Annotated in this window: 16 protein-coding genes; 2 read left to right on the top strand and 14 right to left on the bottom strand. The window is 75.6% G+C overall.

Features of this window, described 5'->3' with window-relative positions; translation table 11 throughout:
* Positions 1-10: 10 nt before the first annotated feature.
* The 13 genes from ONA70_RS12815 to ONA70_RS12755 form a co-directional block, all read right to left on the bottom strand.
* Complete coding sequence (locus ONA70_RS12815; protein ID WP_265006619.1) at positions 11-676, bottom strand: phage tail protein; 666 nt, start codon at positions 674-676, stop codon at positions 11-13.
* Entirely contained in the window at positions 657-3305 is a 2649-nt protein-coding gene (locus ONA70_RS12810; protein WP_265006618.1) for a putative baseplate assembly protein, read from the bottom strand. The genes ONA70_RS12815 and ONA70_RS12810 overlap by 20 nt, the downstream gene beginning before the upstream one ends.
* The gene (locus ONA70_RS12805) at positions 3302-3745 is read right to left on the bottom strand and encodes a GPW/gp25 family protein (RefSeq protein ID WP_265006617.1); all 444 of its coding nucleotides are present in this window, start codon (positions 3743-3745) and stop codon (positions 3302-3304) included. Before ONA70_RS12805 ends, ONA70_RS12810 begins: the two co-directional genes overlap by 4 nt.
* Positions 3742-4080: a hypothetical protein gene (locus ONA70_RS12800; RefSeq protein WP_265006616.1), complete on the bottom strand. Its 339-nt coding sequence runs from the start codon at positions 4078-4080 to the stop codon at positions 3742-3744. Before ONA70_RS12800 ends, ONA70_RS12805 begins: the two co-directional genes overlap by 4 nt.
* Positions 4080-5651: a phage baseplate assembly protein V gene (locus ONA70_RS12795; protein WP_265006615.1), complete on the bottom strand. Its 1572-nt coding sequence runs from the start codon at positions 5649-5651 to the stop codon at positions 4080-4082. The genes ONA70_RS12800 and ONA70_RS12795 overlap by 1 nt, the downstream gene beginning before the upstream one ends.
* Positions 5648-6406 carry a CIS tube protein gene (locus tag ONA70_RS12790; RefSeq protein ID WP_265006614.1) on the bottom strand — a complete coding sequence of 253 codons (759 nt, stop codon included), beginning with the start codon at positions 6404-6406 and terminating at the stop codon, positions 5648-5650. Before ONA70_RS12790 ends, ONA70_RS12795 begins: the two co-directional genes overlap by 4 nt.
* Positions 6406-6711: a hypothetical protein gene (locus tag ONA70_RS12785; RefSeq protein WP_265006613.1), complete on the bottom strand. Its 306-nt coding sequence runs from the start codon at positions 6709-6711 to the stop codon at positions 6406-6408. Before ONA70_RS12785 ends, ONA70_RS12790 begins: the two co-directional genes overlap by 1 nt.
* A gap of 961 nt (positions 6712-7672) precedes the next feature.
* On the bottom strand, positions 7673-8155 hold the full coding sequence (locus ONA70_RS12780) for a phage tail protein (RefSeq protein WP_265006612.1): 483 nt from the start codon (positions 8153-8155) through the stop codon (positions 7673-7675).
* A gap of 1 nt (position 8156) precedes the next feature.
* Positions 8157-9383, bottom strand: coding sequence for a phage tail sheath family protein (locus tag ONA70_RS12775; RefSeq protein WP_265006611.1), 1227 nt, complete (start codon positions 9381-9383; stop codon positions 8157-8159).
* A 22-nt stretch (positions 9384-9405) separates the two neighbouring features.
* On the bottom strand, positions 9406-10092 hold the full coding sequence (locus ONA70_RS12770) for a carboxypeptidase-like regulatory domain-containing protein (protein ID WP_265006610.1): 687 nt from the start codon (positions 10090-10092) through the stop codon (positions 9406-9408).
* Complete coding sequence (locus tag ONA70_RS12765; protein WP_265006609.1) at positions 10089-10697, bottom strand: glycine zipper family protein; 609 nt, start codon at positions 10695-10697, stop codon at positions 10089-10091. Before ONA70_RS12765 ends, ONA70_RS12770 begins: the two co-directional genes overlap by 4 nt.
* Before the next feature lie 13 nt (positions 10698-10710).
* Entirely contained in the window at positions 10711-11055 is a 345-nt protein-coding gene (locus ONA70_RS12760; protein ID WP_265006608.1) for a hypothetical protein, read from the bottom strand.
* Positions 11052-11834 carry an LppM family (lipo)protein gene (locus tag ONA70_RS12755; RefSeq protein WP_265006607.1) on the bottom strand — a complete coding sequence of 261 codons (783 nt, stop codon included), beginning with the start codon at positions 11832-11834 and terminating at the stop codon, positions 11052-11054. Before ONA70_RS12755 ends, ONA70_RS12760 begins: the two co-directional genes overlap by 4 nt.
* A 301-nt stretch (positions 11835-12135) precedes the next feature.
* Between ONA70_RS12755 and ONA70_RS12750 the strand changes: the two genes are divergently transcribed.
* Together ONA70_RS12750 and ONA70_RS12745 are read left to right on the top strand one after the other, a co-directional pair.
* A complete protein-coding gene (locus ONA70_RS12750; protein ID WP_265006606.1) occupies positions 12136-12570 on the top strand; it encodes an NUDIX hydrolase in 435 nt (144 codons plus the stop codon).
* 37 nt (positions 12571-12607) lie between these two features.
* Positions 12608-13852, top strand: coding sequence for an FUSC family protein (locus tag ONA70_RS12745; protein WP_265006605.1), 1245 nt, complete (start codon positions 12608-12610; stop codon positions 13850-13852).
* A gap of 6 nt (positions 13853-13858) precedes the next feature.
* Here ONA70_RS12745 and ONA70_RS12740 read toward each other — a convergent pair.
* The coding region (locus tag ONA70_RS12740) for an alpha/beta hydrolase (protein WP_319956962.1) at positions 13859-14554 on the bottom strand (696 nt) is incomplete at its 5' end.

The raw sequence follows: 14554 nt of genomic DNA, 5'->3' as shown, positions 1-14554 counted from the left end.
GGCGGCTCCTCTACGGCTGGTCGCTGGGTACGGGGGCGGGAACGTGCGCCCGGCCGACCGCGCGCACGGGCGCGACCCCGGGCGGTGTCGCGGCCGTCTCGTCGGTCGGGTCCGGCGCGGGCTGGTCGGCGGTCGCGGGACCGGTCGGCCCCGGGGAGGCGGGGTCCGGGGCCGGGCCGGGGACGATCTCGACGGTGACCGCGGCGGGCTTCTCCGCCTCGACGATCCGGGTGATCACGGCGAGCTGGTCGGCGGCGGCCGGGGGCACCCGGACGACCACGTGGAACGGACGGTCCGCCGGCTCGTCCAGCCCGAACCCGGTCACCCCGGTGGCCAGTTCCAGCGCGGTGCGCATCCCGTACGGGGTCCCGCGCCAGCGGGCCAGCAGGGCGCCGTGCGCGACCAGGTCCCGCAGCCGGCCCACCGGCAGCGGCAGCGGCGCGTCCGCCCGCGGCGCGGCGACCACGTGGTCCATCGCCACCCACCGGGTCAGGTACGCCACGAACCCGTCCGGCGTCCGGTACGGCGCGAAGAGCGCGTCGACGTCGGCGAGCACCGCCTCGTCCGGGACGTGCAGCGCCTCCATCACGTCCAGCAGCGCGCCCAGCACACTGCCCGGGCCGGCGGCCCGCTGGTATGCGGCCGGCAGCAGCCGCTCAATCGCCGCTCGGCGCATCCTGCCGCACCACCTCGATGTCGTGCTCGCCGGAGCAGAGCAGCCAGGTGTCGGGAACGGTGACCACGTCGGCGGTGGCCTGGTTGGCGCTGGCCGTCCAGTCGGCGGCGTCGCCGCTGCGGTACACCCCGCGCTCACCGCCGGCGAGGATCAACCGGTCGGCGCCACCGGCCCCGGACGGCGCCGTGGCGGCGATCGCGTCCACCGGGACGAACCGGGTGCGGTCCCGCAGCGGCAGCCCGCAGTTGACCACCACCGGCTGCCACTGCGGCTGGGCGGCGAGGGTGTCCAGCCGGACCACCCCGCCGCTCTGCGTGGCGGCGACCGCCAGGGTGCCGCTGAACGCGAGGTCCCGGCAGGTGCCGCCGATCCAGCCGGCCTGCACCGCCTGCCACTTGACGTCCGACTCGAACAGCCGGGTCCGGTGGCAGCCCTGGCCGGGCTTCTTCGGGTCCGGCTCGCCGGCGCCGCTCCACAGCAGGGTGGCTGGCCCGTCGTACTGCACGGCGAGCACCCGGTTGTCCACGTTGGCCAGGCCGACGTGGGTGAAGCTGCCGGGGCGGCCGGCGGCGGTGGAGAGGTAGACCCCGAACCCGGCCTGCGCGGCCACCGCCACGCCGGGCGCGCCGCGCTCCGAGACGAACGCCCGGACGGCGTAGAAGCCACGGTCGGCGTCGGCCGGGTCGACCAGGATCTGCAACGGCACCGCCCCGGGCAGCAGGGACACCTCGTACAGGCCGGTGTCGGTGGCGAGCAGCAGCGCGCCCGCGCCGTCCCGGTCGATCCAGGCCAGGTCCTGCACCCGGGAGTCCAGATCGGTCAGCAGCGTCCAGGTCTCGCCGAGGTCGGTGCTCAGCCGCACCCGGGAGCCGCCGGAGTCCCGGACGGTGACCACGGCCACCGAGCCGGCCCGGGGCACCACGCCGGGGCGTACCGGGGCAGGGGCGGGGACCACCCGGACCACGCTCTCGGCGTCGAACCGGCCGGCCGGTTCCCAGCCGGCCCCGGCGTTGGTGGAGCGGAACAGCACCGGGCCGCGCCCGGCGTACCAGGTGCCGGGCTGGTACTGGTCGACGGCGAGGGTGCGCACCTGCGCGTCGGGCGCCTCGTCCACCACGAACCGGACCGACTCGACGTACCGCACGCCCGGCTCGGCGTGCTCCAGCATCCGGTACACGTTCGAGGCCCGCAGCGGCTCGCCGAACGCCCAGCCGGTCGGGTTGAGCGGCGTGGGCAGCGGGCTGAGCGTCTGGTGCAGCCGGTCGTGGATGCGCCGGCGGACCGCGTCGACGTCCTCCTCCCGCCGGACCACCACCCGGGCCCGGATGGAGACCGCCTTGTAGCGGGCCCAGCTCGCCCGGACCGCGGTGCCCAGCGCGCGGCGCCGTTCCAGGTCGGCCTCCACCCCGCGGCGGGCCTCCGCGACCTCGTGCTCGCGCAGCACGTCCACCGGCAGCCGGCCGCCGGGGCGGGCCTGGTCCGGCACGTACGGCACCAGCACCACCTCGACCTCGCCGGGCCGGGCGAAGCTGTAGACGGCGGCCCGGGTGAACGCCCGGGCCCGGGCCACCGCGCCGGAAGCGGCGGCCAGGATCTCGTAGTCCCGGGCGGTCACCGCCCGCTGCTGGGCGAAGAACTCGTACGGCCCGCGCGCCAGCGCCGACTCCAGCGACTCCAGGTCCCGGCCGCCGCCGGCCGGTTCCGGGTTCTCCACCTTCAGCCCGGGCAGCGGGTCACGCAGACTGGTCAGCGTGCCGGCCGCCACGTTCCCGGCCGGCCCGCCGCCGCAGCGGTACCAGAGCCGGATCTGTCGCCCGGCCGGCGGTACCGCCGCCACCGTGGTCGGCCCGCCCGGCGACGCCGCCGGGGTGCCCGCCGGGGCGCCGGAGTCCGGCCCGGACGCGGTGGGGGGCCGCAGGTCCAGCGCGGGCGCGAAGGTGACCACGCCGGAGGCGCGGTCGACCAGGTAGACCTTGGCCTGCGGTCCGACGCCGGCGAAGCTGTCCACCGGCCGCCAGATCTCGTACGTGCGGCCCTCGTGCTCGCGGGCCGCCGCGCCCAGCTCCACCGAGCCGGCCGGCACCTCCACGCCGAGCAGCAGGTCCAGCGCCTCGGCGGTCCGCGCGAGCGGGGCCCGGGCCGCCCGGTACACCTGGCCGGCCTGGCCGGTGCCGGTGCCGAGCAGTTCCGCCTCGACCGGCTCGCAGTGGTGCATGCGTACCGTCACGTCGGTCTCTCCGACGGGCAGCAGGGCCGGCTCGATGGTGACGAACACGACCGGCCGGGGGTCGGCGCCGCGGGCGGCGGCGACCCGGGTGCCGGCGGGGATGCGGACCGCGCCCCGGTCCGGGCCGGTCCGGCTGAACCGGACGTCCGCCCAGGCGGCGGCCGGCGGGTGCCGGCTGACCCCGAGCAGGTTGAGGAAGGCCACGTACGCCTTCTCCGGCAACTGGTTCAGCCGGTAGATCATCACCTCGGTCAGGTACGCGAACGCCTCCAGCAGCGCCATTCCCGGGTCGTGCGCGGACAGGTCCGTCCAGTCCGGGCAGGACCGGCGGATCCGTTCCCGCGCCTCGGTGACCAGGTCGAGGAACGCGCGGTCGTCGAGGTGCGGCACCGGCAGCGTCATGACGTGGCCTCCTCGGTGTGGTCGTCCGGGTCGTCGTCGGGCAGCAGGTCGACGGAGAAGACCAGTTGGCCGGGGGAGAGGCTGGCCCGTACCCGGTAGTCCAGCCGGATCACCAGCCGCCACGGGTCGTCCGGGTCGGGCCCGGCGTCCACGTCCATCACCTCGACCCGCGGCTCCCAGCGCCGGATGGCCTGCCGCACGTAGTGGATGGCCAGGCCGGCGGTGGTGTCGTCGTTGGGGGCGAAGACCAGCCGGTGCAGCCGGGAGCCGTACCCGGGGCGCATCAGCCGCTCCCCGGGGGTGGTCGACAGCAGCAGGAACAGCGCCTGGCGTACGGTCTCGTCGCCGTCGGTCATGGCCAGCGCGCCGGCGGCGGTCAGCGCGAGGCCGCCGGTGCGACCGGCGTCGAAGCCGGCGCCGACGAAGCGGAAGGCCCTCATGCGTCCGCCCCCAGGAAGGTCTGCCGCGGGTCGCGGACGGTGTGGTGGACCAGCCCGGGCGGGGTGCCGTCGGTGAGCCCGTCCAGGTTGGACAGCACCAACCGGTGCCCGTCGACCCGCACCCAGGCGCTGTAGCCGACGGTCACCTTCAGCGTCTTCGCACAGGGTTTGATGGTCGGGCCGTAGTTCGGGCAGGCGGTGATGTCCCGCCCCTCCGGGTCGGCCTCGACCAGCACCGGTACGCCCTGCACGGTCACCCACTGCTGGGAGGGGCGGTTGGCGACCCGGCCGTCGTGATCGCAGGTGATCAGCGAGTCCCGGTGGATCCAGCGCATCAGCCACCTCCGTGGGCACGGGCGAGGGAGCGGGCCTGGGCGGCGGCGGTGTCGGCGTCCTCGGCGGCCGTCGCCTGCAGGAAATCGACGGTGCGGGCGCGGACCACCATGGCCCGGCCGGGCGCGGAGAGCACCAGGTCGCCGGCCGCGTGCACGGTGGTCAGTTCGGGGCGCAGCTCGACGAAGCTGCCCGCGTCGGTGGCCAGCCGCAGGGCGCGCCCGTCGTCGTCGATGACGATCGACTGGCCGGTGCCGGTCCGCATCGACCAGCGCCGCGACCGCCCGGACACGATCCCCGCGTCGTACGGCTCGACCGTCCCGAACAGCGAGCCGAGCACGATGCCGGACGCCGGCTCGCCGCCGGGCAGCGCCACCAGCACGGTGTCGTCGGGGTCGGGCAGCGCGACGATGCCCTTGCCCCGGCCGGCGCCCGGGCAGACCACCGCGAGCCAGCCCGCGTCCAGGTCCCCGTACGCGGGCAGGGTCACCCGGGCCCGGCCGAGCCGGTCGGGGTCGTCGACGTCGGTGACCGTGCCCAGGGTGACCGTGGCCGGGGCGGGCGCGGCGGCCGGCGGCGGCTCCGGCGGCACGGTGGAGAAGCGGGTCAGGTGGCCGTTCGCGTCCACGGTGTGCACCACCTCGGTGAGCACGTACACGCCGGCGACCGGGTCGGGGACGCCGGACAGGGCGATCCGTCGGCCGGGCCGCAGCGCCGGGTCGCCCTCGGCCGTCCCCTCGGCGGTGACCAGCGCGGCGACCCGGGCGTCCAGGCCGGCCTGCGCGAGGGCGGCCAGTTCGTCGTCGCTGCGGCCGGGCTGGTCGACGGCGGTACGCACCCCGTCGGCGCCCACCTCGCCCGGCTCGGGCCGCAGCGGCACCTGCCGGCCGGAGCGGGCCGCGTCGGCCTGCTGGCGCAGCGGCTCGGCGCGCTGCGGGTGCCAGCCGAGCGCCACGCTGTCCCCGCCGGCCCGGTCCAGGTTCTCAGCGATGCGCAGCGCGTGCACGGTGTCGCCGAGGGCCAGGGGGAGCGGTTCGCCGTACCCGTCGAGGGTGAGCAGGCGCAGCCGGTCGCCGTCCACCGCCAGGTGCAGCCCGGCCCGCCCGGTGACCTCCCGGAGCAGCTCCAGGTCGGTGTGCCGGTGCTGGAGCAGCCGGTCCAGCCGCGGCCCGTCGGTGTCCGCGTCGACGGTGAGGCCGAGGTCGGCGCAGAGCGTCCCGGCCAGGTCGGCCGCGGTCACCGACTCGAACACCCGCAGCTGCTGCCGCTTGCGCAGCCGGTGCAGCGGGTCGTACGCCCGGATCCGCAGCAGGGCCGCGCCGTCGGCGGCGTACTCCACCTCGACGGCGGTCACCTCGCCGGTGAACAGGGCGTCCGGCCGGCCGTCCAGGCGGACGTCGAGGGCGGCGCCGGGGCGTACCGGCGGGTCGAGGGCGGCGGCGCCCGGCGCGGTGGCCAGGGTGAGTTCGCACTGGGTCGGCTGGTCCAGGCGGGCGGCGACCCGGACGCCGCGCAACCGGCGGGGGTCGGCGAGCGGGCTGCCGTCGACGGTCACCGTGGTCGCCCGGTTCACGGCGTACCTCTCGCGCCTACCGCGCCGCCGGCCGGGGGCGCGGCGGTGATCGGGGGGACGGCCAGGGCGGTGCCGGCCGGCACGGTCAGCGGGTCGCTGATCCGGTTGTGCTCGGCGAGCAGCCGCCAGCGCAGGGGCGAGCCGAGCGCGTCGTGGGCGAGCAGGTCGAAGCGCACGCCCGACCAGCCCGGCTCGGTCGCGCCGTCGGCGGCGGCGACCACCGCCGACCCGGGCGGCACGGTCGGCGTGCTCGCCGCGGCCAACTCCTCCTCGAAGCCCGCCTGGGCCGCGTCGGCCGTCTCGGCCACCCGGACCAGCTTCAGCCGCAGCCACGAGCGGCGCGGGGTGCCGGTGAGGGTGAACGCGTCGAACCGTTCCGCGATCGCCACGATCACCCCGGGCACGTTCCAGGTCTTGCCCCAGACCAGCCGGACCAGTGGGGGCCGCAGCCAGCCGTGCTCGGTGGCGGAGTTCTCCGCCAGCAGCCACAGCGGACGGGTGAGGGCGCGGACGTCCTCGGGGCGTACCTGGGTCTCCACGAAGTCGAGGTCGAAGAGCAGGTCCAGCACCAGCTCGGTACGCCCACCGCCGGTGAAGACCAGCGGGTCGTCGGCCAGGCCCAACCCGGTGAGCCGGCCGTCGGGTGCGCCCCGCGGGCGTACCCCGGCCAGTCGGGTGACCTGCACGGTCTCCGGGTTGAGCAGGCAGTCCACCCGGGTGCCGGACTCGTCCACGAGGAAGGCCACGCGTTCCATCACTCACCGGCCTGTTCCCGGTCGAGCCGGTGCAGGTGCGCCGCGTCGGTGGCGCCCGCCGCCGGCTGCCACAGCTCCCGGTCGTCGGGGAGCGCCGGCCACGGGTCCCGGCGGGGTCCGCCCGCCTCGCCCGGCGTCGCGTCCGGGCCGGACGCGACGGTATCGCCGGGCAGCGCCGGCCACTGCCCGGCGATCGTGCCGGTCCACTCGGGACCCCGGCTCGCCGAGCGGTTCGCGGCCGGGTTCGGGTGCGTTTGTTGTCCCCCGGGCGACGACAGCCGCACCCGGAGGTCCGCCGACGGCATGCGGTTCCACCGGCCTGCGCCGCCAGCGGGCCGAAGGTCCTGGCGGTGGGTGCCGCTCGTGCCGTCCGGGGCGTCGCCACGCCGTGCCGGGCGGTCCGGACGGGTCCGGTCGGCTACCGGCCCGGTTCGGCGGGCCGGGCGTCCCGGCCATGCCACGTCGGCGGGGGCCGCGCTCGCGTCGTCGCCGGGTAGGAACCCCACGGGGTCGGGGCCCGGCCCGGTCGGTCGGGCACGACCGCCGGGCGCGGAGGGTGGGCCATCGACGCCAGGAGGGGCGGACCGGGTGTCGCCGCCGGGACGGCCTCGGCCACGGCGCCGGCCGGACGGCCCGCCCGCGTCGGACAGCTCGCCGCCGGTGGCCGGCTGTGGCCTCGACGTTCCCGGACCGGTCTCGGGCCCGGTGTCCGCCACTCGGGTACGGGCGAGCTCCAGGTCGAGCACGACGCCCGGGGTGTGGCCCCGGCCGGCTGTGGATCTGGCCTCTACGGCTCCGTCGGTCGATCCGTCGCCGGGGGTTTCCGGCGGTACGGGACCAGGGGCTGCCACCGCTCGTCCGGACCCGCTGCCGGCGGGCCCGACCGAGCGCGGGCCCGATCCGGCCAGGCGCCGCCCGGCGTCGCCATGCGGCTGCTCCGGCCAGGCCGCTGCCGGGCCGCCGGCCGGACGATCCCCTCCCGCAGGCCCTCCGCCGGCCGCCGCAACCGCAGCCCAGTCCGGCCCACCGTCCTCGTCGATCAAGGGGTTTGCGTCGGCCGAGGGCCGGTGGCCGACCGAAACTCCTTGATCGACAAGGGTGGGCGGGGAATGGAGCAGGCCGGGGGCGTCGGCGGCGACCAGGCGCAGCCAGTGCTCGGGGGGCTCACCGGGGCGGCGGGGCGCGGGCGGGGCGGGCGTGGGCGGGACTGCGGGCGGGGGCGGGGCGACGCGGTCGGCGGCCGCCCGCAGAGCCCCTGCCAGCCAGTCACGCGGACGCCGGGGCGGCCGCACTGCCCGACTCCAGTTCCAGCCCCTCGTACGCCAGGGTCAGCGCCTCGATGGCGATCTCCTGGGCGAGGGTGTTGAGGTGGGCGCCCCGCCACCGGGTCGGCCACGCGTTGATCATGTTCCAGCGGAGCATCTCGGCGGTGCCGGCCGGGTCGAGCAGCACCACCGAGACGTTGCGCCGGCTGACCGTGCCCTTCGCCGCCGCGTTCACCCAGTCCCAGAGCTCCCGGGACTGGGTCAGGCCGAAGTGAAGGGTGACCGGGGCGTACTCGGCCTGGCCGGGCACCGCCCGGATCCGCTCGTTGCCGGCCTCCTTGTACGTCACCGACGGGATGTACACCTCCAGGCCGCTGACCTCGGTGAAGTGCCCGTTGGTGATCCCGTTGATGAGCAGCTTGAAGTGGTAGGCCCGGTACGGGTCGACGGGCGCGCCGGGTTGCGGGGTGGCCGTGGTCGGCATGTCAGCCTCCGATCGTCTCGGTCTCGGTGCCGCCGGCCCACTGGCTCAGCTTGAACACCACGAACTCCGCGGGCTTGACCACCGCGATGCCGATGTGCGCGACCACCATCCCGGCGTCGCGGACGTCGGCCGGGTTGGTCTCCTCGTCGCACTTGACGAAGAACGCCTCCTCCGGCGTCCGTCCGAGCAGCGCCCCGTCCCGCCAGACCCGGGTCAGGAACGCCCCGATGTCCCGCCGGATCGACCGCCAGAGGGTGTAGTCGTTCGGCTCGAAGACCATCCACCGGGTGCCGTTGGCGATGGCCTGCTCGATGGCGATGGAGAGCCGCCGGACGTTGAGGTAGCGCCACTCGCTGGCCTCGGCGGCGAGGGTACGGGCGCCCCAGAGCCGGATCCCCTCGCCGGCGAAGTAGCGGATCACGTTGACCCCCTTGGGGTTGAGCACGTCGTGCTCGGGGCGGGTGACCAGGTACGCGAGGTCGACGGCGCCGCGTACCGGCTCGTTGGCGGGGGCTTTGTGCACCCCGCGCAGCGCGTCGGTGCGGGCCCAGATGCCGGCCACGTGCCCGCTCGGCGGGGTGAGCACCAGGTCGCCGCCGAGCGGGTCCCGCACCTTGATCCACGGGTAGTAGAAGGCGGCGAAGCTGGACTCCCGGGGCCGGTCGCCGTTCGGCCCGTCATCGTCGTCGGCGGGTTTCGGCGGCCCGTCGCCGGGCTTGCCGGCGGGCTTGCCGCCGTCCGGCCGGGCCACCCGGGTGAGCGTGGAGATGTCGGCCACGTCCGGCGGTGGGTCGCAGATCGCCACCATGGTCCGCAGCTGCTCGGCCATGCTGATCAGCGCCTCGTGCGACACCGGGTCGTGGTAGCCGGGGGCGGCCAGGATGGAGATCTCGTCGATGGCCTCCAGCACCTGCAGGCCGCCCCGCCGCCCACCGGTGCCCATGAGCTGGCCGCCCTCGCCGACGTTGACCACCCAGCAGCGGGTGCCCCCGTTGTCGAGGAAGCCGAAGACCGCCCGGGCGAGCGGGGTGCTGTCCAGGTGGTCCCCGTCGGCGTACAGCCGGAGGAACTCCGACCAGCTGTTGACCGCGAGGGCCTTGTCGACGTGCGCGGTGCGGTCCGGCGCGACCCCGACGAAGGCGGCGGTGCTGGTGCCGACCGGGCCGATCGGGCGGGCGCCGCTGGGGACCTCCTCGACGTAGATGCCGGGGGAGAAGTAGTTGGGCATCGGTCCTCCTCGGGGAGACGGCTCAGTCGGCCGGTGGAGCGCAGACGATGACGAGGTCGGGGTCGGCGGGGTCGAGGTCGGCGGTGAGGACGCGGCCCCGCCCGACCAGCCGCACCCGGACCGGCCGGTCCGGGCCGTCCGGATCGTGCGGCACGCCGACCAGGCGGAACCGGCCGCTGTGGTCGGTCGCCGTGGCGTACGGGGTGCCGATCACCTCGACCCGCATCGCGGCGAGCGGCTGCCGTTCCGGCCCGACCACCCGCCCGTCGAGGGTGAGCATGTCCAGCTGCCGCAGCCGCAGCGGGTGCAGCACGGGCGGCGCGACCGGCGCCGGCCGGGCGATCCGCGCCGGCACGTCGACCAGCAGCGCCGGCCGGGGCGCGACGCCGAACGCCCGCCACAGCTGCGGGTCGCCGGCGGTGAGCACCACCTCCGGCTCGCCGGCGGTCGCGGCCGCGGCGAGCACCCGGTCCAGCGCCGGCAGCGCCGCCGGTCCGGCGCCGGTGACCAGCAGCCGGACCACGAACCGGTACGGCTCGCGCGCCCCGCCGCCGGCCGCCGTCTGCCGGGCCGGCCGCAGCTCCAGCGGCCAGACCGTGAGGCCGCCGTCCGGGTCGTCGCGGGGCGGGCCGACCGGGACGGGGTCGCCCGCCGCCCCGGTCAGCCAGGTCGCGAGATCCGCGACGGCCGCCTCGATCGCGCCGGTCATCGCGGCGGGGTCCCCTGGATCCGGTACGCGATGGCCTCGTTCCACACATGCGGGTAGACGCCGATCTCGAAGTACCGGGTGAACCGGTTGATCGGCGCGTTGGTGTGGTCGTGCCAGAGCAGCCACACCGGCGCGATGGTGAACAGCACGTAGTTCAGCACGACCAGTGGCAGGTAGAGCGGGCCGAGCAGTCGGGCCTGGAGGATGTGCACGTCCTCGTGCCGCTGGATGCCGGGGCTGGACCCGGCGCAGACCGTGCCGATGGTGGTGGCGTACCGGGGGGAGACGCCCTCGACCATGTTGACCCGGCCGCTGGCCTGGGAGACCACCCGGTCCAGCTGGTGTCCGACGATCAGGTGCAGGGCCAGGTAGAGCGCGCCGACCGCGGTGTTGAGCAGGCTCCAGGTGTGGTCGACCACGAAGAGGAGGATCCCCTTCGGGTCCGTGCCGTACGTGCCGGCCGCGGCGGCCGCCCAGCCGAAGGGCGCGCCGATCAGCAGTCCGACGACGGCCCCGACGAGCAGGCCGACCAGCCCGCCGGCCAGCTGGCCGAGCAGGGCGCCGAGGACGATGTGGACGGCGGCGCTGATGATGCCGAAGACCATGGGGTCACCTCTCTCAGACCCAGGAGCGGATGTAGCGGGGCTCGCGTCCCTGCGCGAGCTGGGTCGGCGACGCGCTCGTCGCCTGCCGGTTGCCGGGCGGCAGCTGGTTGATGCCGAGGGCGGCGGAGAAGATGACCAGCCCGTTGAAGAACGCGATGATCCACTTCTCCGGGCCGGCGTCGGCGGCGAACGCCGCCGTGAGGTACGACAGCGCGAGGGCGATGCCCAGCGCGATCCACTTGCGGGCCTTGTCGCTGTTCGGGCCGAGCAGTCCACCGATGACGTTGGTGGCCAGGAGGGTGGCGGCGCTGGCGCCGGTCAGGCTGCCCAGCGCGGCCCAGGTGAAGAGATCGTTCACGGCGATCCCCCTTCGGCTGTGCGGTGCTGCGATCGGGGTGAGGTGCGGCGGGTGGGCCGGCGGGCCGCCCGGGGGCGGCGGAGCAGGAGGACGACCACCACGGCGACCAGCAGTAGGACGATCACGCCGCCGACCACCACCAGCCAGGGGAAACCGCCACCGCTGCTCGTCGGGCCGGCGGTCGCCCCGGCTGACGCGCGCGCCGGCGCCTCCGCCTCGGCGACCAGTTCGGCGGGCTTGGCCTGGTTGCTGTCCACCTTCCAGCTGACCGACCGGCCGTTCACCGTGCCGTTGGTGGTGAGCACCCGGCCCGGGAAGGTCACCGAGATCTCGAAAGACATCAAGGTCACGAATGTCCGTCGGGTTCCCGCATCCGTCTCGACCACCTTTCCGGCATATTTATCGGGGTCCAGCGGAAACGCGAACCGGTACCGGTCGTCGACCCGGACCAGATTTACGCTGTCGCTCGTGAATTGCGACAACGGCTTTTTCCGGTACACCACCTGCACCCCGTAGAACCGGGCGTCCTCGTACCGGCTCTCGTCTCCGGCGGGCAGCGTGGGCAGTTGCCGCCGCATGTCGGCGAAGGCGGTCTGCACGTCCGGGTTCCGGCTCTTGAGCAGGTTCTTGTCGGCGGTCACCAGGAGCTGACCGCTGACCGTGTCGTCCGGGTTCACAGTCAGCCCGAGATTGAGTTGCATGCAGCCGCTCAGCGCCGGCACGAGGGCGAGACACACCGCGAGGCGGAATGCCCGGCTGCGGCGGAGTCCCGTATTCATGCCGACAGTGTGTGTGATCGCTTTCACACTCAGCAGTCAGCGATCAGTCACAGCCTTGTCGCCGATCTTACCGGCCTCCCCTCCCATTCGGCCGACCCCGAAAAGTCGGCCGATCGATATTCTGTAAGGTTGACCATTTCCGGTTGTCGGCGGTGATCCATTTCGGGCCCTTCCACCTCGGCGACACGATGACCGTGCGACTGCCCAGTGCCGAGGGGTACGTGCCGCAGGTCGACAAGGAGGACCGCTGGCTGCCGGCCCTCGGGCGGCCGGCCGGTGGCGGTCGTACTAGGTTGGCGGGATGCACCCTGTCTCCGCCGTCATGCTGGTCGACCGCGCCGGCCGGCTGCTCATCCAGCTCCGCGACGAGCACGCCCCGTACTACCCGAACATGTGGGGGCTGCCCGGCGGGCACGGCGAACCCGGGGAGACCGCGGAGGAGACGGCGGTCCGGGAGCTGTGGGAGGAGACCGGGCTGCGTCCGGAGGTCCCGCTGCGGCTCTACGCCGTCCAGGAACTCCCCGAGGTCGACCGGGTCAAGCACTACTTCTACGCCCCGACCACCGCGCGGCAGGACGACGTGGTGGTCGGCGAGGGCGCCGCGATCGTCTTCACCACCCCGGCCGAGGTGCTGGACGGCCGGCCGTACACCCGGGGCACCGCGGAGATCCTCACCCGCTTCCTCGCCTCCCCCGAGTACGCCGAGCTGGCCGCCGCCGCTGCCGCCGCCGGCTGACCGCCCGTGCCACGGTGAGCGGCGCCACCGCCGTTCAGTGGCGTCGACCGCTGCCGGCCCGGCCGCCACGGCGCAGGATGTGCTGGGGCACGGGCGACGGGAGGCGACGATGACGTGGTGGGGCGCGCTGGTCCGGCGCGGCGGGTCCGACGCCGCGCCGCGACCCGGAGCGGCCGTCCGGGAGGCGGCCGGGCGGCTGCGCCGGGGCTGGCTGCCGGTCGTCGAAGCCACCCTCGCGGCCACCGTCGCCTGGATCCTCGCCACCCGGCTGGTCGGCCACCCGCAGCCGTTCTTCGCCCCGGCCGCCGCGCTGATCGTGCTCGGCCAGGCGCGCGGCCAGCGGATGCGCCGGGCCGTCGAGGTGGTGCTCGGCGTGGCCGCCGGGGTGCTCGTCGCCGACCTGGTGGTGCAGGCGCTCGGGCCGCGTACCACCTGGACGGTCTTCACCGTCATCCTGCTCACCGTCGCCCTGGCGGTGGCCATCGGCGCCAGCTCGGTCACCGTGGTGCAGGCCGCCGTCTCCGCCCTCTACCTGGTGGTCGTCGCGCCGCCGACCGAGTCCCTGGTCCCGTTCCGGTTCGTCGACGCGCTGATCGGTGGCGGGGTGGCCGTGGTGGCGAGCCAGCTCGTCGACGCCCGCCGGCCGCTCGCCCCGCTGGTCGCCGAGTTCCGGCACACCTTCCAGGAGCTGGCCGGGGTGCTCGACGAGATCGCCGCCGCGCTCGACCGGGGCGACGACGAGGCGGCGCTGGCCGCGCTGGAGCGGGCCCGGCACGCCGACGCCGGCGTGGAGCGGCTGCGCGGCGCGGTGCAGGCGGCTGGCGAGGCGCTCCGGCTCAACCTGCGCCGCCGCGAGCACCTCGGCCGGCTGCGCTCGGTGGAGGGCTCGATCCGGCAGATCGACTACGCCGTCCGCAACGTCCGGGTCCTCGCGCGCGCCGCGGTCACCCTCACCCGTGGTCCGGCGCCGGTCCCGGCCGACCTCGGCAACGCGGTGCGGACCCTGGCCGGGGCGGTCCGCTCGGCTGGGGACGCGCTCGCCGCCGACCTCACCGGCCAGGAGGGGATCGCCGACACCCACGCCGAACGGGCGGACGTCGCCGCGCTGGAGGCGGTCCGGGTCGCCGGCCGGCTCTTCACCCCCGGCCAGACCCTGCCGCTCGCGATGATCATCGGGCAGATCCGGGCCACCGCCATCGACCTGCTGCGCGGCGTCGCCGGGGACGACGACGCCACGGTGCTGCGCCGGGTCGACGCGGCGGTCACCGGGCCGGGCCGCTGACCCCGGTCAGCCGACCAGCCAGTCCACCGCCTGCCGCCGGATCTCCGCCGGCACCTCGTGGCCGTCGGCGAACTCCGCGTATTCCACCGGGTAGCCGAGGGTGTGCAGGCGGGGGACCAGGCGCCGGCTGCACACGTCCACCGGGAGCACCCGGTCGTCGGCGCCGTGCGAGACGAAGATCCGCGGCCGGCCGTGGGTGACCAGGGGTGCGGCGAAGCCGGGGGAGAAGGCCAGCACCGCGTCGACCAGGTCGCCGTTGGTCAACCCCAGGGAGAGGGCGTACGAGGCCCCGTCGGAGAAGCCGCCGAACGTCACCCCGCTCACCGGGTACGTGCCGAGCGCCTCGGCCAGCAGCGCGTCGATCCGGGCGACGTCCTGGCCGTACCCCTCGGCGATCAGGTCCCAGGTGCTCGCCATGGCCTGCGGGGCGAGCAGCAGCAGTTGGTGCGCGTCGGCGAGCGGCAGCAGCAGGTCGAGGCCGTGCCGGGCCGATCCGCCCGCGCCGTGCAACAGCACCACCAGCCGGAACGGCCCCTCGCCCGGCGGCACGTGCCGCAGCCCGGGCCGTCCGCCCCACGGGTCGGCCAGCGGCGACGTCCCGGGCGGCGCCGGCTCGGCCACCACCGTCGCGCGGGCGCTCAACCGGCCGTGCCGGTGCCCCTCCTCGGGTTGCCGGTGCGGCGGTGCGGGCTCGGTCACCTG

The organism is Micromonospora yasonensis (assembly GCF_026013475.1).
Taxonomy (GTDB): domain Bacteria; phylum Actinomycetota; class Actinomycetes; order Mycobacteriales; family Micromonosporaceae; genus Micromonospora; species Micromonospora yasonensis.
The sequence above is the reverse complement of the archived record's forward strand: the minus strand, read 5'-3'. Positions and strand labels throughout refer to the sequence as shown.

Excerpts from the sequence above, each read along its gene's own strand:
- ONA70_RS12815 (WP_265006619.1), bottom strand. The coding sequence starts at position 676 with ATGCGCCGAGCGGCGATTGAGCGGCTGCTGCCGGCCGCATACCAGCGG.
- ONA70_RS12810 (WP_265006618.1), bottom strand. The coding sequence starts at position 3,305 with ATGACGCTGCCGGTGCCGCACCTCGACGACCGCGCGTTCCTCGACCTG.
- ONA70_RS12805 (WP_265006617.1), bottom strand. The coding sequence starts at position 3,745 with ATGAGGGCCTTCCGCTTCGTCGGCGCCGGCTTCGACGCCGGTCGCACC.
- ONA70_RS12800 (WP_265006616.1), bottom strand. The coding sequence starts at position 4,080 with ATGCGCTGGATCCACCGGGACTCGCTGATCACCTGCGATCACGACGGC.
- ONA70_RS12790 (WP_265006614.1), bottom strand. The coding sequence starts at position 6,406 with ATGGAACGCGTGGCCTTCCTCGTGGACGAGTCCGGCACCCGGGTGGAC.
- ONA70_RS12785 (WP_265006613.1), bottom strand. The coding sequence starts at position 6,711 with ATGCCGTCGGCGGACCTCCGGGTGCGGCTGTCGTCGCCCGGGGGACAA.
- ONA70_RS12780 (WP_265006612.1), bottom strand. The coding sequence starts at position 8,155 with ATGCCGACCACGGCCACCCCGCAACCCGGCGCGCCCGTCGACCCGTAC.
- ONA70_RS12775 (WP_265006611.1), bottom strand. The coding sequence starts at position 9,383 with ATGCCCAACTACTTCTCCCCCGGCATCTACGTCGAGGAGGTCCCCAGC.
- ONA70_RS12770 (WP_265006610.1), bottom strand. The coding sequence starts at position 10,092 with ATGACCGGCGCGATCGAGGCGGCCGTCGCGGATCTCGCGACCTGGCTG.
- ONA70_RS12765 (WP_265006609.1), bottom strand. The coding sequence starts at position 10,697 with ATGGTCTTCGGCATCATCAGCGCCGCCGTCCACATCGTCCTCGGCGCC.
- ONA70_RS12755 (WP_265006607.1), bottom strand. The coding sequence starts at position 11,834 with ATGAATACGGGACTCCGCCGCAGCCGGGCATTCCGCCTCGCGGTGTGT.
- ONA70_RS12750 (WP_265006606.1), top strand. The coding sequence starts at position 12,136 with ATGCACCCTGTCTCCGCCGTCATGCTGGTCGACCGCGCCGGCCGGCTG.